General features: G+C 67.1%; 20 protein-coding genes. 4 read left to right on the top strand and 16 right to left on the bottom strand.

All coding sequences use genetic code 11. From position 1 onward, the window contains the following. Positions 1-40 precede the first annotated feature (40 nt). The 6 genes from ACVN9Z_RS15450 to ACVN9Z_RS15425 all read right to left on the bottom strand — a co-directional run bounded on the left by ACVN9Z_RS15450 (position 41) and on the right by ACVN9Z_RS15425 (position 5,254). A complete protein-coding gene (locus ACVN9Z_RS15450) occupies positions 41-736 on the bottom strand; it encodes a fumarylacetoacetate hydrolase family protein (RefSeq protein ID WP_006388427.1) in 696 nt (231 codons plus the stop codon). An 81-nt stretch (positions 737-817) separates the two neighbouring features. Continuing rightward, entirely contained in the window at positions 818-1,120 is a 303-nt protein-coding gene (locus tag ACVN9Z_RS15445; protein ID WP_054443043.1) for a Dabb family protein, read from the bottom strand. Beyond that, positions 1,120-2,997: an ABC transporter permease gene (locus ACVN9Z_RS15440; protein WP_458212376.1), complete on the bottom strand. Its 1,878-nt coding sequence runs from the start codon at positions 2,995-2,997 to the stop codon at positions 1,120-1,122. The genes ACVN9Z_RS15445 and ACVN9Z_RS15440 overlap by 1 nt, the downstream gene beginning before the upstream one ends. 13 nt (positions 2,998-3,010) lie before the next feature. Then, positions 3,011-3,703: an ABC transporter ATP-binding protein gene (locus ACVN9Z_RS15435; RefSeq protein ID WP_024068239.1), complete on the bottom strand. Its 693-nt coding sequence runs from the start codon at positions 3,701-3,703 to the stop codon at positions 3,011-3,013. After that, positions 3,703-4,464 carry an ABC transporter ATP-binding protein gene (locus tag ACVN9Z_RS15430; protein WP_006388423.1) on the bottom strand — a complete coding sequence of 254 codons (762 nt, stop codon included), beginning with the start codon at positions 4,462-4,464 and terminating at the stop codon, positions 3,703-3,705. The genes ACVN9Z_RS15435 and ACVN9Z_RS15430 overlap by 1 nt, the downstream gene beginning before the upstream one ends. 10 nt (positions 4,465-4,474) lie before the next feature. Beyond that, entirely contained in the window at positions 4,475-5,254 is a 780-nt protein-coding gene (locus tag ACVN9Z_RS15425) for an SDR family NAD(P)-dependent oxidoreductase (protein ID WP_054484690.1), read from the bottom strand. 217 nt (positions 5,255-5,471) lie between these two features. On the opposite strand from ACVN9Z_RS15425, the gene ACVN9Z_RS15420 reads away from it, so the two are divergent. From ACVN9Z_RS15420 to ACVN9Z_RS15405, 4 genes are all read left to right on the top strand, one after another. After that, complete coding sequence (locus ACVN9Z_RS15420) at positions 5,472-5,870, top strand: cupin domain-containing protein (protein WP_006388421.1); 399 nt, start codon at positions 5,472-5,474, stop codon at positions 5,868-5,870. Between the two features lie 90 nt (positions 5,871-5,960). Beyond that, complete coding sequence (locus tag ACVN9Z_RS15415; RefSeq protein WP_238920318.1) at positions 5,961-7,172, top strand: ABC transporter substrate-binding protein; 1,212 nt, start codon at positions 5,961-5,963, stop codon at positions 7,170-7,172. Next, positions 7,169-7,933 (top strand): SDR family NAD(P)-dependent oxidoreductase, encoded by a 765-nt coding sequence (locus ACVN9Z_RS15410; protein ID WP_049054474.1) that lies wholly within the window; start codon positions 7,169-7,171, stop codon positions 7,931-7,933. Before ACVN9Z_RS15415 ends, ACVN9Z_RS15410 begins: the two co-directional genes overlap by 4 nt. A gap of 14 nt (positions 7,934-7,947) precedes the next feature. After that, positions 7,948-8,787: an IclR family transcriptional regulator gene (locus ACVN9Z_RS15405; protein ID WP_006388418.1), complete on the top strand. Its 840-nt coding sequence runs from the start codon at positions 7,948-7,950 to the stop codon at positions 8,785-8,787. On the opposite strand, the gene ppa is transcribed toward ACVN9Z_RS15405, so the two are convergent. From ppa to sucC, 10 genes are all read right to left on the bottom strand, one after another. Then, a complete protein-coding gene (gene ppa / locus ACVN9Z_RS15400) occupies positions 8,788-9,318 on the bottom strand; it encodes an inorganic diphosphatase (RefSeq protein WP_006388417.1) in 531 nt (176 codons plus the stop codon). 29 nt (positions 9,319-9,347) lie between these two features. Continuing rightward, positions 9,348-10,961, bottom strand: a complete 1,614-nt coding sequence (locus ACVN9Z_RS15395; protein WP_458212375.1) for a heme biosynthesis HemY N-terminal domain-containing protein — start codon at positions 10,959-10,961, stop codon at positions 9,348-9,350. A 4-nt stretch (positions 10,962-10,965) separates the two neighbouring features. Beyond that, on the bottom strand, positions 10,966-12,159 hold the full coding sequence (locus tag ACVN9Z_RS15390; protein ID WP_024068234.1) for a uroporphyrinogen-III C-methyltransferase: 1,194 nt from the start codon (positions 12,157-12,159) through the stop codon (positions 10,966-10,968). A 37-nt stretch (positions 12,160-12,196) separates the two neighbouring features. Next, complete coding sequence (locus ACVN9Z_RS15385; protein ID WP_054443048.1) at positions 12,197-13,009, bottom strand: uroporphyrinogen-III synthase; 813 nt, start codon at positions 13,007-13,009, stop codon at positions 12,197-12,199. Continuing rightward, the gene (gene hemC, locus ACVN9Z_RS15380) at positions 13,009-13,953 is read right to left on the bottom strand and encodes a hydroxymethylbilane synthase (protein WP_006388413.1); all 945 of its coding nucleotides are present in this window, start codon (positions 13,951-13,953) and stop codon (positions 13,009-13,011) included. Before hemC ends, ACVN9Z_RS15385 begins: the two co-directional genes overlap by 1 nt. 9 nt (positions 13,954-13,962) lie before the next feature. After that, the gene (locus ACVN9Z_RS15375; RefSeq protein WP_020924500.1) at positions 13,963-14,085 is read right to left on the bottom strand and encodes a hypothetical protein; all 123 of its coding nucleotides are present in this window, start codon (positions 14,083-14,085) and stop codon (positions 13,963-13,965) included. Continuing rightward, a complete protein-coding gene (locus ACVN9Z_RS15370) occupies positions 14,072-14,791 on the bottom strand; it encodes a TerC family protein (protein ID WP_024068232.1) in 720 nt (239 codons plus the stop codon). Before ACVN9Z_RS15370 ends, ACVN9Z_RS15375 begins: the two co-directional genes overlap by 14 nt. 114 nt (positions 14,792-14,905) lie before the next feature. Beyond that, complete coding sequence (locus tag ACVN9Z_RS15365; protein ID WP_006388411.1) at positions 14,906-15,604, bottom strand: TerC family protein; 699 nt, start codon at positions 15,602-15,604, stop codon at positions 14,906-14,908. A gap of 262 nt (positions 15,605-15,866) precedes the next feature. After that, entirely contained in the window at positions 15,867-16,748 is an 882-nt protein-coding gene (gene sucD, locus ACVN9Z_RS15360) for a succinate--CoA ligase subunit alpha (protein ID WP_006388410.1), read from the bottom strand. 103 nt (positions 16,749-16,851) lie between these two features. Further along, the gene (sucC, locus tag ACVN9Z_RS15355) at positions 16,852-18,012 is read right to left on the bottom strand and encodes an ADP-forming succinate--CoA ligase subunit beta (protein ID WP_006388409.1); all 1,161 of its coding nucleotides are present in this window, start codon (positions 18,010-18,012) and stop codon (positions 16,852-16,854) included. Positions 18,013-18,018: the final 6 nt, after the last annotated feature.

The raw sequence follows: 18,018 nt of genomic DNA, 5'->3' as shown, positions 1-18,018 counted from the left end.
CTGGCGCTCCTGAAGTGAAGAAACGGTTCCGGGGCGTACTTTAAACGATCTGGACGCGGAGTTCGCCCAGGCCTTCCACGCCGCCGGTGATGACATCGCCCTGCACCACGGCGCCCACGCCTTCCGGCGTGCCCGTGAAGATGATGTCGCCCGGTTGCAGCTCGAACAGGCCCGACAGGTAGGCGATGCTTTCGGGCACGTTCCAGATCATCTGGGAGATATCGCTGGCCTGCTTGCGCTGGCCGTTCACGTCGAGCCAGATGGCGCCCTTGTCGAGCGTGCCGACCACGCTGCGCGGATGGATCGGGCCCAGCGGCGCCGACAGGTCGAAGGCCTTGCCCACTTCCCAGGGACGGCCCTGCTTCTTCATCTCGCCCTGCAGGTCGCGGCGCGTCATGTCCAGGCCGAGGGCATAGCCCCAGACGCAGTCGTTGGCTTCTTCAACGGGGATGTCGCGGCCGCCCTTGCCCAGCACCACCACCAGCTCCATTTCGTAGTGCAGGTTGGAGGTCTTGGGCGGGTACGGCATCTTGCCCGTCTCGCCGTCGGCCACGCTCAGCACCGCGTCGGCGGGCTTGCAGAAGAAGAACGGATCTTCACGGCCGGTGAAACCCATTTCCTTGGCGTGCTCGGCGTAGTTGCGGCCGACGCAGTAGACGCGGCGCACCGGAAACAGCGCGGCGCTGCCGGCAACGGGAACCGCGGTCAGCGGCTGGGGAGGCAATACGTAGTCCATGATCTATCAACCTATGACGGGTGGGACGGTCCGATGGCAAAAATCATCCGCGAGTGTATCCCTTTCCGGGAACGCGAATATTCAGGAAATTGTAGGGATTTCCCCGTCGAACACCACCAGGCGTTCGATGAAATCCGCCATGTAGGCCTTCATTTCCTGGTGGGCGGGCGACACCTGGTAGCGGTCGTGGGCGGAGGCATCGGTGAAAGCCGCCACCACGGCGTGGGTCAGGCCGTCCGCGCGGCTGGCCAGATTGGGCCGGAAGGCGTAGCCGGCCACCCCGTCGCATTCAGCCAGGATGCGGTCGCAGTACCCCTGCACCCGGTCATGGAAGCGCGCATCGGCGGCGCCGGACAATTGCAGCATCACGACATGCAGGAACATCAGGACTCCTTTTTCGAACGGGCGACGGCCAGCCAGGCCCGGGACACCAGTCCCATGATGCCGTCGCGGAACAGCAGGACGCAGAGGATGAAAATGGCGCCTTGCACGATTAAGACCCAGGAACCCAGCGGCGCCAGGTAATTCTGCAGCGAGACGAAGGTGAAGGCGCCGGCAAGCGGCCCGAACACCGTGCCGATGCCTCCCAGCAGCGCCATCAGCACCACTTCGCCGTTGGCGTGCCAATGCACGTCGGTCAGCGAAGCCACGCCGAACACCAGCACCTTGAGCCCGCCGGCCAGCCCCGCGACCGCGGCCGACAGCGTGAAGGCCAGCAGCTTGTAGCGCGAAGTCGAATAGCCCAGCGAGCGGGCACGCTGCTCGTTGTCGCGCACGGAACGGATCACCTCGCCGAACGGCGAGTTCAACACCCGCAGCACGAAGGCGTAGCCCAGCGCGAACACCGCCAGCGTGAAGTAGTACATCGGCATCACGCTGTCCAGGTCGAACAGGCCGAACAGCTTGCCGCGCGGCACGCTCTGCAGGCCGTCCTCGCCGCCGGTGAAGCCCGCCTGCACCGCGATGAAGTACACCAGTTGCGACAACGCCAGCGTGATCATGGCGAAGTAGATGCCCTGGCGCCGGATCGCAATGGCGCCGAACACCAGCCCCAGCAGGCCGCCGGTCAGCACGCCGGCCAGCAGGCCCAGTTCCGGCGTCGCGCTCAGCAGCTTCATGACGATGCCGGTGGCGTAGGCCGCCGCGCCAAAGAAGGCCGCATGGCCGAACGACAGCAGGCCGACATAGCCCACCAGCAGGTTGAAGGCGGCGGCGAACAGCGCGAAGCACAGCACCTTCATCAGGAAGGTGGGATAGACGAACCAGGGCGCGGCCAGCGCCACCACGGCCAGGCCTGCCATGCACCAGCGCATGGCGCGGCGGCCCAGCTGCACCGGCTCGCGCGTGGCTTCGGCCGCCAGCACGTTCTGCACCTGCAACGGCTTGCCGAACAGGCCGGCCGGCTTGCACAGCAGCACCAGCACCATGATGATGAAGATCGCCAGGTTGGCGGCCTCCGGGTAGAACACCTTGGTCAGCCCCTCGATGATGCCCAGCCCGAAGCCGCTGACGATGGCGCCCATGATGGAGCCCATGCCGCCGATCACGACCACGGCGAACACCACCACCACCAGGTTCGAGCCCATCATCGGGCTGACCTGGTAGATGGGCGCGGCGATCACGCCCGCCACCGAGGCCAGCGCCACGCCCAGCGCGTAGGTCAGCGTGATCAGCAGCGGCACGTTGATGCCGAACGAGCGCACGATGGTCGGGTTCTCGGTGGCCGCGCGCAGCATGGCGCCGACCCGGGTCTTCTCGATCAGCACCCATACCGCCAGGCACAGCACCAGCGACACCACCACCGCCCAGCCACGATACCAGGGCAGGAACATGAAACCCAGGTTGACCCCGCCGGTCAGCGCCTTGGGGATGGTGTAGGGCAGCCCCGACACCCCATAGGCCTGGCGCAGCCCGCCCTCGATCAGCAAGGCCAAACCGAAGGTCAGCAGCAGCCCGTACAGATGGTCCATGCGGTAGGTGCGCGAGATCAGCACGCGCTCGACCAAGATGGCGAACGCCGCCATGATGAGCGGCACCAGCACCAGCGCGGCCCAGTAGTTCACCCCCAGGTAGTTCAGCAGCATCCAGGCCAGGAACGCGCCCGCCGTGTACTGCGCGCCATGGGCGAAGTTGATGATGTTCAACAGACCGAAGATCACCGCCAGCCCGATCGAGAGCAAGGCGTAGAACGAACCGTTGATCAGGCCGAGCAGGAGCTGGCCGAACAGTGCCGTGGACGGCACGCCGAAAATTTCGAACACAGGATTCTCCCCCTCAGACACCCAGGCGGCGCGCGATCCGCCCGGGATCGTTGCGCGCCTCTTGCGCCGACAATTGGTCGACCACGCGGCCATGCTCCATCACGTAGTGGCGGTCGGCCACCTTGGTGGCGAAGCGGAAATTCTGCTCGACCAGCACAATGGTGAAGCCGCGCTCCTTGAGCGTGCGGATGGCCTGCCCGATCTGCTGCACGATTACCGGCGCCAATCCTTCGGTGGGCTCGTCCAGCAGGATCAGCTGGGCGCCGGTGCGCAGGATTCGGGCGATGGCCAGCATCTGCTGCTCGCCGCCGGACAGGTTGCCGCCGGAGCTGCCGCTGCGTTCGCGCAGGTTGGGAAACAGGGCGTAGATCTCGTCCAGCGACATGCCGCCGTCGGCCAGGCGCGGCGGCAGCATCAGGTTCTCGGTCACGTCCAGGCTGCGGAACACCGCGCGTTCCTCCGGGCAATACACCACGCCCAGGCGCGGGATGCGGTGCGGCGCCATGCCCACGGTTTCCTGGCCATTCAAGAGGATCGAGCCGCGGCGCTTGTCCAGGATGCCCATGACGGCGCGCAGCGTGGTGGTCTTGCCGGCGCCATTGCGGCCCAGGATCGTGACCAGCTCGCCGCGCCGCACCTCGATGTCGACGCCGTGCAGCACATGCGATTCGCCATACCAGGCGTTGAGGTCCTTGATCGACAGCATCAGTCGTCTCCCTCGTCGGCGCCCATGTAGGCGGTAATGACGCGCTCGTCGCGCGACACCGTGGCGTAGTCGCCCTGCGCCAGCACCGCGCCGCGCGCCAGCACCGTGATGGAATCGGACAGGTCCGCCACCACCGACAGGTTGTGCTCCACCATCAGGATGCTGCGATTGGCCGAGACCCGGCGGATCAACGCCGCGATACGGGCCACGTCTTCCTGGCCCAGGCCGGCCATCGGCTCGTCCAGCAGCATCACTTCGGGTTCCAGGGCCAGCGTCATGGCGATTTCCAGCGCGCGCTTGCGGCCGTAGGGCAGCAGCGCCGCCGTGGTGTCGGCCAGGCCCGCCAGGCCGACGGCCTCCAGCAGGGCCAGGCCCTGGTCGTTGAGCCGATCGACGCTGCGGCGGCTGCGCCAGAACCGCATGCCGTCGCCATGCTGGCGCATCAGCGCCACGCGCATGTTCTGCAGCACGGTCAACCCCAGGAACACCGCCGAGATCTGGAACGAGCGCACGATGCCCAGCCGCGCGATCTGCTCCGGCGCCAGCGCGGTGATGTCGCGGCCGCGGTAGTGGATCGTGCCCTGGTCGGGCGTCAGGAACTTGGTCAGCAGATTGAAGCAGGTGGTCTTGCCGGCGCCATTGGGGCCGATCAAGGCATGGATGGAACCTTCCCGCAGGGCCAGGGACACGCCGTCGACGGCATTGAAGCCGCCGAACCGCTTGACCAGCCCCTGGGCGGACAGAACCGCTTGGGTGCTCATGGCCATCCTCCTACATGCGGGCCAGCAGGCCGCCATCGATGGCCAGCACGTGGCCGTTGACGAACGCGGCGCCCGGCGAGGCCAGGTAGACCACCGCCGGCGCGATGTCTTCGGGCGTGGCCCAGCGTCCCGCCGGCACCGCGGTCGACAGGAACGACTGGAACTGCGGATTGTCTTGCAGCCCCTGGGTGAAGTCGGTGCGCACGAAACCCGGCGCCAGCGCATTGCAGGTGACGCCCTGGCCGCCATACTCGACCGCCAGCGCGCGGGTGAACGCCGCGATCGCGCCCTTGGCGGTGGCGTAGGCCGCGATGTTGGGCATGGTCGCCTGGCCCGCGACCGACGACATCAGCACGATGCGGCCGAAGCCGCGCGCCGTCATGGCGGGCAGCACCGCGCGGGCGCAATGGAAGGCGCCGTTGACGTGGACGTTCTGCAGCGCCTGCCACTCGGCCGGAGTCATCTCGACCACCGGCTTGCGGTTCTGGTTGCCGGCATTGCTGACCAGCACGTCGATGGCCACGCCATCGGCTTCCAGCTGCGCGACGGCCGCCGCCACGGCGGCGCCGTCGGCCACGTCGAACACCGCGCTACGCGCCGTGACGCCGGCCGCGGCCAATCGTTCGCAGGCGCCATCGCAGGCGGCCTGCGACAGATCGTTGATGATCACGCGCGCGCCCGCCCGGCCCAGGCCGGCGGCAATCGCATAGCCCAGCCCGCGCGCGCCCCCCGTCACCAGCGCGGTGCGCCCGGCCAGCCCGAAGGCCTGGCCCAGATAGTCCTGATTCAAGCTTGTCTCCTTGTTTTATAGGCGCCGGATCTCTCGCCGCGGCGACCTTCGGGACTGGCTCCTGAAGGTCGCCGCGCCCTGGCCCGGCCCGTGTCGCTCCGCTTTCCTTGCTGGAAAACGTGATTGACATAAATCTCAATATACGCGACTATTTTTAAACACTCAATAACAAGATTTTTAGTTTTTCTTCCATAACGAGTTTTGGCTAGGAGACATCATGGCCCTCGAAACCCCTGGCTGCCCTGCGGCCAACGCGCTGCCGCCGCTGGCATCGCGCTTTTTGAAAGTGGATGAATTGCCCTGGAAACCCACGCAAGTGGCAGGCATCGACATGAAGGTACTGATGCAGGACAAGGAGTCCGGCCTGCTGACCGCCCTGTTCCGCTGGCAGCCGGGCACCGAGCTGCCGCTGCACGAGCACGTCGAGGTCGAGCAGACCTACGTGCTGGAAGGCTCGATCGTCGATGCCGAAGGCGAAGTGCGCGCCGGCGACTACGTCTGGCGCCCGCGCGGCAACCGCCACGTGGCGCGGGCGCCGCACGGCGCGCTGGTGCTGAGCTTCTTCCTGAAACCCAATCTGTTCATCGACGCCTACGCCGGCCAGACGCTGGAATAGACGCCGGAACAGGCGCACCCCGGCAAGACCCGCGCGACCGCCCGGCACAGGATGGCGCGCCAAGATACAAGCCCCCGAGGAGACAAACCCATGAAGATCCGTTTCAAGCATTGCCTGGCCGCCTGCGCGCTGGGCGCCGTTTCACTGTCGGCCCAGGCACAGGTGTCCGACGACGTCGTCAAGATCGGCGTGCTGGGCGACCAGTCTGGCATGATGGCCGACCTGTCCGGCAAGTTCGGCGTCGAGGCCGTGAAGATGGCCGTGGAGGATTTCGGCGGCACGGTGCTGGGCAAGCCGATCGAGGTGGTGTCCGCCGACCACCAGAACAAGGTGGACATCGGCGTAGCCACCGCGCGCCGCTGGTACGAGAACGAAAAGGTCGACCTGATCCTGGACGTGCCCAACTCCGCCATCGCCCTGGCGGTGCAGGACCTGACCCGCCAGATGAAGCGCGTGGTGATCTTCACCAGCGCCGGCTCGGCCGACCTGACCGGCAAGGCGTGCTCGCCCAACGGCATGCACTGGACCTACGACACCTACGCCTACGCCACCGGCGTGGCCAGCGGCGTCATGGAGGACGGCGGCAAGAGCTGGTACTTCATCACCTCCGACTATGCCTTCGGCCATTCGCTCGAACGCGACGCCATGGCGGTGGTCAAGGCCAAGGGCGGCCAGGTCGTGGGCAGCGTGCGCCACCCCATCGCCAGCGCCGATTTCTCGTCATTCCTGCTGCAGGCGCAGGCCTCCAAGGCCCAGGTGATCGGACTGGCCAACGGCAGCGGCGACACCATCAACAGCATCAAGCAGGCCTTCGAGTTCGGCATCATGGGCAGCAAGCAGCGCGTGGCCGCGCTCTTCATGAGCATCGTCGACGTGCGCAGCGTCGGGCTGGAATACGCGCAGGGGCTGAACCTGGTCGAGCCGTTCTACTGGGACCAGGACGACAAGGCGCGGCAATGGTCCGAACGCTACTTCAAGCGCACCGGGCGCATGCCCTCGATGGTGCAGGCCAGCAACTACAGCGCCGCCATGCACTATCTGAACGCCATCAAGGCGGCCGGCACCGACGGCTCCGAGGCGGTGATCAAGAAGATGCACGAAACGCCCATCAACGACTTCATGACCGAGAACGGCCGCGTCCGCGAGGATGGCCGCGTGATGCGCGATCTGTACCTGTTCCAGGTGAAGAAACCGTCCGAATCGAAGCGCGACTGGGACTACTACAAGCTGGTGCGCAAGATCCCCGCCGAACAGGCGTTCCGTCCGCTGGACCAGGGCGGCTGCGCGCTGGTGAAGCCATGAGCGGCGGCGCGCCCGGCCTGCTGGCAGGCAAGCGCGCCGTGGTCACGGGGGGCGCCAACCCCCGTGGCATCGGCGCGGCCATCGTCGCGCAGTTCCTGGCGCAGGGGGCCAGCGTGGCGGTGCTGGACCGCGACTACCCGGCCGGCGCCGACGCCGCGCTGGCCGGCGGCCGCGTCAACCTGCACTGCGACGTGTCGAGCGGCGCCTCCTGCGAGCAGGCCGTGGCGCGGGCGGCGCAGGCGCTGGGCGGCATCGACCTGCTGGTCAACAACGCCGGCATCGTCGCCGCCACCCGCATCTGGGACCTGCCCGAGGACGAGTTCCGCCGCATGCTCGACGTCAACCTGACCGGCACCTACAACGTCACCCGCGCCGCCCTGCCCCATCTGTTCGAGAGCGGACGCGGTCCCGCCATCGTCAACCTGGGCTCGACCGCCGCATTGCGCGGCGGCGGGCTGCTGGGCGGTTCGCACTATGCCGCGTCCAAGGGCGGCGTGATCAGTTTCACCAAGGCGCTGGCGCGCGAACTGGGGCCTCGCGGGGTGCGCGCCAACTGTGTGGCGCCGGGCATCATCGAGACCGACATGACGCTCGGCAAATTCGGCGAAAATTGGGAACAAGAACTCAAACAGGGCATTCCGCTGCAACGCTTCGGCTCTCCGGCCGAAGTGGCGCAGGCCATTCTGTTCCTGGCCTCGGACCTGTCCTCCTACTCAACCGGCATCGTGGTCGACGTCAACGGCGGCTTCCACATTCACTAGGCGCGTCAGCAGCAATGAGCACTCCCGATCGCATGTTGTCCATCCTCGACCTCTTCCGCGACGACACCACCGCCGCCTTCCAGGAGGACGTCATGGCGCATCTGGAGTGCTCGCGCGCCACCGCCTACCGCTATCTCAAGTCGCTGACCGAAAGCGGGCTGCTGGCGCCCACCGCGGGCGGCGCCTACGTGCTCGGCTCGCGCATCATCGAGCTGGACCGGCACCTGCGCCGGCACGATCCGCTGATGCGCGCGGCGCGCGACGTCATGCGCGCCGCCGGCGACGAACTCAACGCCAACCTGATGCTGTGCAGCTATTACGGCGACAAGGTCATGTGCGTGGACCGCTACTGGACCGACCATTCGATCGAATCCAGCTACGCCCGCGGCCGCCCCTTCCCGATGTTCCGCGGCGCCACCGCCAAGCCCATCCTGGCCAACCTGCCGCCCTACCAGCTGCGCAACCTGATGCTGTGGCATGCCGCCGAGATCCGCGAGGCCGGGCTGGGCGAGGACTGGGATGCGTTCCGCGCCAACCTCAAGCAATTGCGCGCGGCCGGCGTGTGCGTGTCGCACGGCGAGGTCGACCCGGGGTTGATGGGGATCGGTTCGGCCATCTTCACGCCGGACCAGAAGGTGGTGGGCAGCCTGGTGTTCATCGCCGCCGAGGCGCGCACCCCGGCCAAGCGGCTGGCGCTGCTGCAGGAACGCATCCAGGCCGCGGCGGCGCAGGTGACGCAGAATCTGCAGGGCCTGCAAGACAACGGCGCGGCGGCGATCGGCATCATGCCGTCGCGGCCGCGCCGCCTGAAGACGCCCGCCGGTGCGACACCGGCGCGGCGTGGCAAGGCCTGATCAGGCCTTGTTGTAGCGCTCAGCGCTCTTGGTGATTTCCTCGTGGGCGGCATCGACGCCCTTCCAGCCCTTGACCTTGACCCACTTGCCCTTTTCCAGGTCCTTGTAGTGCTCGAAGAAATGCTGGATACGGGCGGTGTCTTCGGCCGGCAGGTCCTCGTAGGACTTGATGTTGCGGTACGGGGGGTACAGCTTTTCGATCGGCACGGCCAGCAGCTTGGCGTCGCCGCCGGACTCATCGTCCATTTCCAGCACGCCGATGGCGCGGCAGCGCACCACGGCGCCGATCTGGATCGGGAACGGGGTCAGCACCAGCACGTCGGCGGGGTCGCCATCTTCCGACAGGGTCTGCGGGATGTAGCCGTAGTTGCACGGGTAGTGCATGGCCGTCAGCATGAAGCGGTCGACGAAGATCGCGCCCGATTCCTTGTCGACCTCGTACTTCACCGGGTCGGCGTTCATGGGGATTTCGATGATGACGTTGAAGTCTTCCGGCAGCTTCTTGCCGGGGGGCACGCGGTCATAACTCATGATGGAACCTTGTCAGTCTGAAAAGAGGATCAAAGCGAACCGTCGTCCTTGAACGGCGGCTTGGTGGTCGGCACCGGCACGGCGGGCGGCGCGGCCGGCTTGGGGGCGGCCGGCGCGGCCGGCGTATAGGTCGGCACGGGATTGTCGAAAGCCGCCGCGGGAATTGGCGCGCTGTCGAAATACTCGTCGATGTCGGAGGTGCTGCCGCCGACGACCGGCGCGTCTTCGGGCGCCAGGGCGCGGGCCTGCTGCTCCTTGCTGGCGCGGGCATCCGGATCCAGCACGTAGTCGGACGCCGATGCCGCCACGGCGGGCGGCAACGCGGGATAGTCGCCGCCAATCTCGGCGTCGCCATCCGACAGCCCCACCGCGTAGCCGCCCTCGGCGTCGACGTGGTAGGGATCCGACCCGGTATCCGCGGCCGGCAGCGCCGCGTCCGCGGCCAGCACCGGCAGCGCCATGCTGGCCGCCGTCGCCAGGCGCCAGTGGCGCACCGCGTCGGCCGGCCGATCGAGGCGGTCGTACAGGCTGCCCAGCAGCGCGTGCGTCTGCGCGTCGCTGCGGCGCGACAGGCTGCGCAGCAGGTAGCGCTCGGCCTGGCCCCACAGCTGGCCGTTCAGGCACAGCATGCCCAGCGCGGTCAGCAGATCGGGATCGGTGGGACGCTGCTGCAGCCAGGTCTCGGCCTTGGCCAGGCGACGCGAGACCTGCCCGGCATCACAACGGGCGTAGGCAGCCACCAGGGCGGGATTGAATTTCACGGCGATGGCGGCTTCCAGCACCTTGGCGGCCTCGTTGGCCTCGCCCGCCGTCTCGAAGGCGGAGGCGCCGGCCAGCGCGATTTCCGGCAGCAGGCGCTCTTCGGCCTTCAGGTCTTTCCAGATGGCGCGCCAGGCGTCATTGGCCGCACCCGCGCGCAGGCGCGCCGCGCCGGCCGCGTCGATCAGTTGGTCGCCTTCGCTGCGCGCCAGCGCATTGCGGCGCAGCAGGCCGCGCGCCAGCGTGAAGACCTGCTCGTCATGATGCAGGGCCGTGTGGGCGCGCAGCAGCAGGCGCATGGTGTGCAGATGACGGGCGCCGCCGTCGGCCAGCGGCGCCAGCACCGCCAGCGCGCGTTCGGCGCGGCCCTGGTCGAGCAGCATGTCGGCCGACACCGTGGCGGTTGCCTCCACCAGGCCCGGCTCGGCGCCGGCATGTTCCTGGGCCACGGCCAGCAGGCGGTCACGACGGTCGAATTCACCCAGGCCATGCGCCGCGCGCGCGGCGGACAAGGCGGCCAGCACACGGCGGGTCTGCACCTTGGTCTGGTCGAGCAGGCGGGTCAGGTCTTTCTCGGCATGGGAATAGCGGCCTTCCAGCAGGCCGATCCAGCCGCGTTCGAGCAATTCGTGATCACGCGCCTGCGCTCGCTTGCCGCGCCAGGCGCGGACGCGATCGGGAATCGCCAGCAGCCAGGCCAGCAGGCGCAGGCCCACGTACAGCACCACGAAGGCCGCCACGATCAGCAGCACGGCCAGCGTCAGCGACATGGAGATGCGCCACGGCCACACCAGCAGCAGCACATTGCCGGAATGGGAACGCAGCACCACCGCCAGGGCGACGGCGATGACGGCAAGCAGCAGGGTCCAGAACCAGGTACGCATGGGCCTAGTCCTGGTCGGTGGTCTTGAAGCCGGCGGCGCGCAGGGCGGCCACGGCGTTCAGGCTGTCGGAGACGTCCGGCATGCGCACGGCGATGTCCGTCTGCGCCAGTTCGCGGGCCAGGTTCTGGGCCGCGACCGTGTCAGGTGAGCGGTTGTCGAAGTACTTGGCCAGCGTGGTGCCGACGTTGTCGAGTTCGCTCTTCCAGACCGCGGGCTGGCGCATCAACATGGCCAGTTGCACGGTCAGCAGACGCTGGCGCAGCGTGCCGCGCACCTGGTCGGCCTGTTCCGGCGACAACAGCAGCGCCGCGGGTTCGTCCACGCGCTGGATGGTGATCAGGCCGCCCAGTTCATGCGCCAGCGCCGAACCGGCACGGCCAGGCCAGGACGCCACTTCGGCGCGCCAGCGTTGCCACCAGGGCGCATCGGCCGGCAAGCCGGCCTGCGGGTCGGCCACGGCCGGAGCCGGGGCCGCGGGACGGGCGTCGCCGGCGGCGGCGATGCCGGGCGCGGCGGCGTCCGGCACCAGCAGCGGTGCCTTGCCGATCAAAGCAGTCAGGCGCTCGATGCGCGCCGATTGGGCGGGGATGTCCACGGTGGACACGGCGCGCAGGCGGTCCAGGTCGCCATTGATGGCTTGCTGCAGGCTGGAGAAGCGCGGACGGTCGGCGCGGGCCAGCCGCGACTGCGCAGTTTCCAGCGCGACGATGGCGTTGGAGACGTTGCCGGCCAGGCGCAACTGCTGGCTGCCGATGGTCAGCAGGCGCTCGACGTCGTTGGCCAGCAGTTCGTCACTGGCGCTGTCGTTGAAGTTCTGCCAGGCCTGTTGCAGGGCGTTGTATTGGCTCTGGGTCTCGCGCACGCTTTCTTCGAGGTCGCCCAGGCGACCGGCCTGGGCTTGCGCCAGCGCCAGCGCTTCGCGCGTGTCCTTGCGCGCCTGCGCCACGTCGGCGGTCAGCGTATCGAGCCGCGAGGCGACCTCGCGGCCGGCGGCGACGAACTGGGTACGCTGTTGCCACAGCGCGTAGCCCAGGCCGACGGCCAGCAGGATGACGATGATGAGGGCGGTGACCAGGGGGCCACTGCCGCGCTTGGCCGGACGGGCCTTGACGGAATCGGCCGGGGCCGATGCGGGCGCGCTGGCGCCCGGGGCGGCCGGGTGAACGGCCGGATCGGTAGCGGGAGTCTTGTCTGTCATGACGCGATTGTATTCGGTGTCAGTCCGAAGCAACGAATCAAGCAGCAACAAAAGCCTGGAAAATCGACTCGTCGTTGGGCATGCAGATTTTTACCATTGCCTGCTGCCCGGCTCCACCGGCCGGTGCGGGCACGCGGGCGCCGAGCGAGGGATGGGTCAGGACGAAGCGGCAGCGCTGCCACCAGTCGGCCAGCCCCGCGGCCCGCAGTTGCGCGCGCACCGCGTCCGCGCCCTCCCCGCTGGTGATGAGCCAGGTGGGGAAAACGCCTTCCGCGGCCCAGCGCCGCAGGCGCGACAGCTCGGATTCGTCCCATTGCGCGGGAGACCGCGCATAGGCCGCATGACGTGTCACGACAACGCCATGCCCCGCCAATTTGTCGCCCAGCCAGTCACGCCCCTGCGTGCCGCGGACCAGCAGAACCCGGGCGGGCAGCCGTGGCAGCCCGCGAAGGACCTCCCAGAGGGCTTCGGAGTCATGGCTGGCGGCCTCGTCCCCAGGGTGCAGAACTGTTGTATTCGCGCCAAAACCGGGCATTTCCCGCAGCCCCGCCGCGCTGGCCGGCCCGACCGTGGCGACGACCACCTGCCGCGGCCAGGCCGTGCAGGCTCCGATGCGCGCCAGCTGGTCCAGGTACTGCCGGGCGGCATTGCCGCTGACGAACACCACCATGTCATGGTCGGCCGGCCGCGGCAGGTCGTCCGCGGCCACCGGCAAGGCGTGGATGGCAAGCGCCGGCAGGACGCAAGGCGTCCAGCCGGCGGCACGCAGACGGTCGGCCAGCGCCTCATTGCGGCCCGCGGGCCGTGTCAGCACGGCCACGCGCGACGCTCGGGCGGCGGCCCTTTCCATCACTCGGGGGCGGCGTCTTGCTGCAGTTCGTCGAGGATGGCCTGGGCGCCGGCGTCGAACAGCTCGGCGGCGACCGCCTCGCCGATCGCCTGGGCCTGGGCCACCGGGCCGCTGCCGTGGGCGCGCAGCATGCGCGTGCCATCGGGCGACGCCACCAATGCGCGCAGCGTCAGGGTGTCATCGGCGATTTCAGCGTAGGCCGCCAGCGGCACCTGACAGGAACCGCCCAGCCGGCGCGACACGGCGCGCTCGGCCAGCGAAATCGACGTGGCGCCCGCGTCGTTCAGCGGCGCCAGCCAGGCGCGCATATCGTCGCGATCGTCACGGATTTCGATGGTCAGCGCGCCCTGCCCGGCCGCCGGCAGGCTTTCGGCGGGATCGAGCAGGCTGCTGATGCGGTCGGTCAGGCCGAGCCGGTTCAGGCCGGCCGCGGCCAGCACGATGGCGTCGTATTCACCGCGATCGAGCTTGCCCAGGCGGGTGTCGAGGTTGCCGCGCAGCGGCTTGACCAGCAACTGCGGATAGCGCGCGCGGATCTGCGATTCGCGGCGCAGGCTGGAGGTGCCGACGACCGCGCCGGCCGGCAGGTCGGCCAGCGTGGCGTAGCGGTTGGAGACGAAGGCGTCGCGCGGATCGGCGCGATCGAGCACCGCGCACAGCTCGAACGGGGCCTGCATGTCGACCGGCATGTCCTTCAGGCAATGCACGGCCAGATCGGCGCGGCCGTCGAGCAAGGCGGTTTCGAGTTCCTTGACGAAGAGTCCCTTGCCACCCACCTTGGAGAGGGTGCGATCGAGGATCTGGTCGCCTCGGGTCGTCAGGGTGAGAAGCTCAACCGCGCACGCCGGATACAGCGTGCGCAGCCGATCGCGCACATGCTCGGCTTGCCACAGGGCAAGCCGGCTGGCGCGGGTCGCGATGACCAAGCGTTGCGGTAGCGACACGTCGCGCCATCAAACGAAGTTGGAGACGATGACCGTCGCCACGACCCCGAGGATGGCCAGCACGAACAGGCCCTGCAGGAGGCTCAGGCCTGATTCGGATTGCTGGGGATCGGCGGATCTACGCAGACTCATGTACGGATTCCTTGGAGGCGGTTTTGCGGCTTGCCAGCCACCGTCCAAGGACAACAACGAGCAAGGCGCCGAAGATTTCTACGCCGATTTTAACCGCAGTGGGCTGGACGCCGAATTGACTTTCGACAAACACGTCCGTAACCAGCATGCCGCCCGCGATCCAGCCCAGCAACGCCGCGCCGAAGGTCACCACCAGCGGGTAGCGGTCGATCAGCTTCAGGACCAGCGTGCTGCCCCAGATGATGATGGGCACGCTCACGATCAGGCCGAAGATCACCAGGCCGATCTGGTGATCGGCGTGGGCGTTCTGGGCAGCGCCGGCAATGGCGATGACGTTGTCCAGGCTCATCACGAAGTCCGCGATGATGATGGTCTTGATGGCGCTGATGATGGACGTCCCGCCCTTCACGTTGCCATGGGCGTCGTCTTCGGGGATCAGCAGCTTGACGCCGATCCACACCAGCAACGCGCCGCCCACCACCTTCAGGAACGGGATCGACAGCAGGGTCAGCGCGAAGGCGATCAGGACCACGCGCAGCAGGATGGCGCCGGCGGTGCCCCACAGGATGCCCTGCATGCGTTGCTTGGGCTCCAGGTTGCGGCACGCCAGCGCGATCACCACCGCGTTGTCGCCACCGAGCAGGATGTCGATGAGGATGATCTGGAATACCGCTGCCCAACTCAGCGTCTGGAAAAACTCAAGCAATTTGAACCCCCGAAGGCATTTATCAAAATAAAGGCCGGCCCCGTGCCGGCCAGCCCGCCGCGCGCCTGGCGCGGGCGGGCCCATTCAAAACAACATATTATTGTAGTTCAGCTTTCAGTCAGCTTTCTGGCGCATCAACAAAACTTTGCCAATTGCCAGGACCAGCAGCGCACCCATCGCGCCGGTCATGAGGGCGAAACTGTGCTGCGTCACGCCCAGGGCCGCGTCGATGCGCGCCACCGGCTCCTGCAGGGCCGGATCGCCCACCAGCAGTTCGCCGGCGATGAACCCGAGCAGCGCCGCGCCCACCCAGACAATGAGGGGGAAGCGCTCGATGACCTTGAGCAGCAGCGTGCTGCCGAAAATGACCAGCGGAATACTAATCGCCAGGCCCAGCACCAGCAGGGTCGTGTCGCCCATGGCCGCGGCGGCCACGGCCACCACGTTGTCCAGGCTCATCACGAGGTCGGCAATCATGATAGTGCGGATTGCGGTCAGCAGATTGCCGTGGGTCTTGCCATCGCCCTCTTCTTCGCCTTCGGGCAACAGCAGCGTCACGCCGATGTAGACCAGCAGCAACGCGCCGATGAGCTTGAGCCACGGCAGCATCAGCAGCTTGGCGGCAACCAGCGTCAGCACGATACGCATGATGATCGCGGCGGCAGAGCCGATCACGATCGCTTTCTTTTGCTGCGCCGGAGGCAGCGAGCGCGCGGCCAGCGCAATTACCACGGCGTTGTCGCCCGACAGCAGAATGTTGACCCAAATGATCTGGAGCAACGCTAACCAGAATGCCGCTGAACTGAGTTCCATACCTCTCTTTCCTAGGACGTGATCCCCCTAGGACAAACCAAATGAATGGGTGGAAAAGACAAAAAGACGTACTGACCGTCTTGGTGCGAGCCCGACGGCATTCTTGCTGGGTACGTGCAGAATTTCTTTCATTATAGTTTCGTTCAGCTTTCCGTATGTTTCACCCGGCCGCATCATGGACGCGGGATTTCCCCTAGGCCCTGCGGTGAGCGGGCAAGAGAAAGGCCCGCCGAAGCGGGCCTTTTGGGTCAGGCTGACAACCTTACAGCACCGACTTGAGCAGCTTGCCCATTTCGGAGGGGTTGCGCGTGGTGCGGATGCCGCAGGCTTCCATGACTTCCAGCTTGGCGTCGGCCGTGTCGGCGCCGCCGGAGATCAGCGCGCCGGCGTGGCCCATGCGCTTTCCGGGAGGGGCGGTGACACCGGCGATGAAGCCGACGACCGGCTTCTTCATGTTGTCCTTGGCCCACTGGGCGGCGTTGACTTCGTCCGGGCCGCCGATTTCGCCGATCATGATGACGGCGTCGGTGTCGGGATCGTCATTGAACATCTTCAGGACGTCGACGTGCTTGAGGCCGTTGATGGGGTCGCCACCGATGCCGACGGCGCTGGATTGACCCAAGCCCAGCTCGGTGACTTGCGCCACGGCTTCGTACGTCAGGGTGCCCGAGCGGCTGACGATGCCGATGCGGCCCTTGCGGTGGATGTGACCGGGCATGATGCCGATCTTGATTTCGTCCGGGGTGATCAGGCCGGGGCAGTTCGGGCCCAGCAGCAGCGTTTTGCTGCCCTTGGCCTTCATGCGGTTCTTGACTTCCAGCATGTCACGGACCGGGATGCCTTCGGTGATGCAGATCACCAGATCCAGTTCGGCCTCGACGGCTTCCCAGATGGCGGCGGCAGCGCCGGCGGGCGGCACGTAGATGACCGACACGGTGGCGCCGGTATCGGCCTTGGCGTCCTTGACCGACGCGAAGATCGGCACGCCTTCGAAGTCCTCACCGGCCTTCTTGGGGTTCACGCCGGCCACGAAGGCGGCTTTGCCATTGGCGTACTCGCGGCACATGCGAGTGTGGAACTGACCGGTCTTGCCCGTGATGCCCTGGGTGATGACCTTGGTGTCCTTGTTGATCAGAATCGACATTTGTGAATCCTTGGATTTTCTTTGTACCGCCGGGCCGTCCCTAGGTGCAAAGCGCCCCCTTGGGGGGCAGCAAGCCACGAAGGGGCGCGGCGTGGGGGCATAGTTACTTGACGGCGGCAACGACGCGGGTGGCGGCTTCGGCCATCGTGTCGGCGCTGATGATCGGCAGGCCCGACTCGGCCAGCATCTTCTTGCCGAGTTCTTCGTTGGTGCCCTTCATGCGCACGACCAGCGGCACGTTCAGGTTGACGGCCTTGCAAGCGGCGATCACGCCTTCGGCGATGACGTCGCAGCGCATGATGCCGCCGAAGATGTTGACCAGGATGGCCTTCACGCTCTTGTTCTTGAGCATGATCTTGAAGGCTTCCGTGACCTTCTCGGCCGTGGCGCCGCCGCCGACGTCCAGGAAGTTGGCCGGCTCGCCGCCGAACAGCTTGATGGTGTCCATGGTGGCCATGGCCAGGCCGGCGCCGTTCACCAGGCAGCCGATGTTGCCGTCGAGCTGGATGTAGGCCAGGTCGAACTTCGAGGCTTCGATTTCAGCCGGATCTTCTTCGTCCAGGTCGCGGTAGGCGACGATTTCCGGATGGCGGAACAGGGCGTTGGAGTCGAAGTTGAACTTGGCGTCCAGGGCGATGATGTTGCCCTTGCTGTCGCGGTTCAGGGGGTTGATTTCGACCAGCGAGGCGTCGGTGTCCATGTAGCACTTGTAGAGCTTCTGGAACACGTCCACGGCCTGGGCGGTCGAGTCGGCGGGCAGGCCGATCGCGTTGGCGATCTTGGTGGCTTGCTCGGCGGACAGGCCGGTCAGCGGGTCGATGTATTCGGTGACGATCTTCTCGGGGGTGGAGTGGGCCACTTCCTCGATGTCCATGCCGCCTTCGCTGGAGGCGATGAAGGCGACCTTCTGGGTGGCGCGGTCGGTGACCAGCGACACGTAGTATTCCTTCTGGATGTCGGCGCCGTCTTCGATGTACAGGCGGCGGACCTTCTGGCCTTCCGGGCCGGTCTGGTGCGTGACCAGCTGCATGCCCAGGATTTCGGAGGCGAGCTTGCGCACGTCGTCCAGCGAGCGCGCCAGCTTCACGCCGCCGCCCTTGCCGCGGCCGCCCGCGTGGATCTGTGCCTTGACGACCCAGACCGGTCCACCCAGCTTTTCAGCGGCAGCCACGGCCTCGTCGACGGAAAGAGCGGGGATCCCGCGCGGCACCGGGATGCCAAATTGCTTCAGCAGTTCCTTGCCTTGATACTCGTGGATTTTCATGTGTTA

Source organism: Achromobacter sp. KK8 (assembly GCF_054188005.1).
This window is presented reverse-complemented; position numbering and strand designations above follow the sequence as displayed.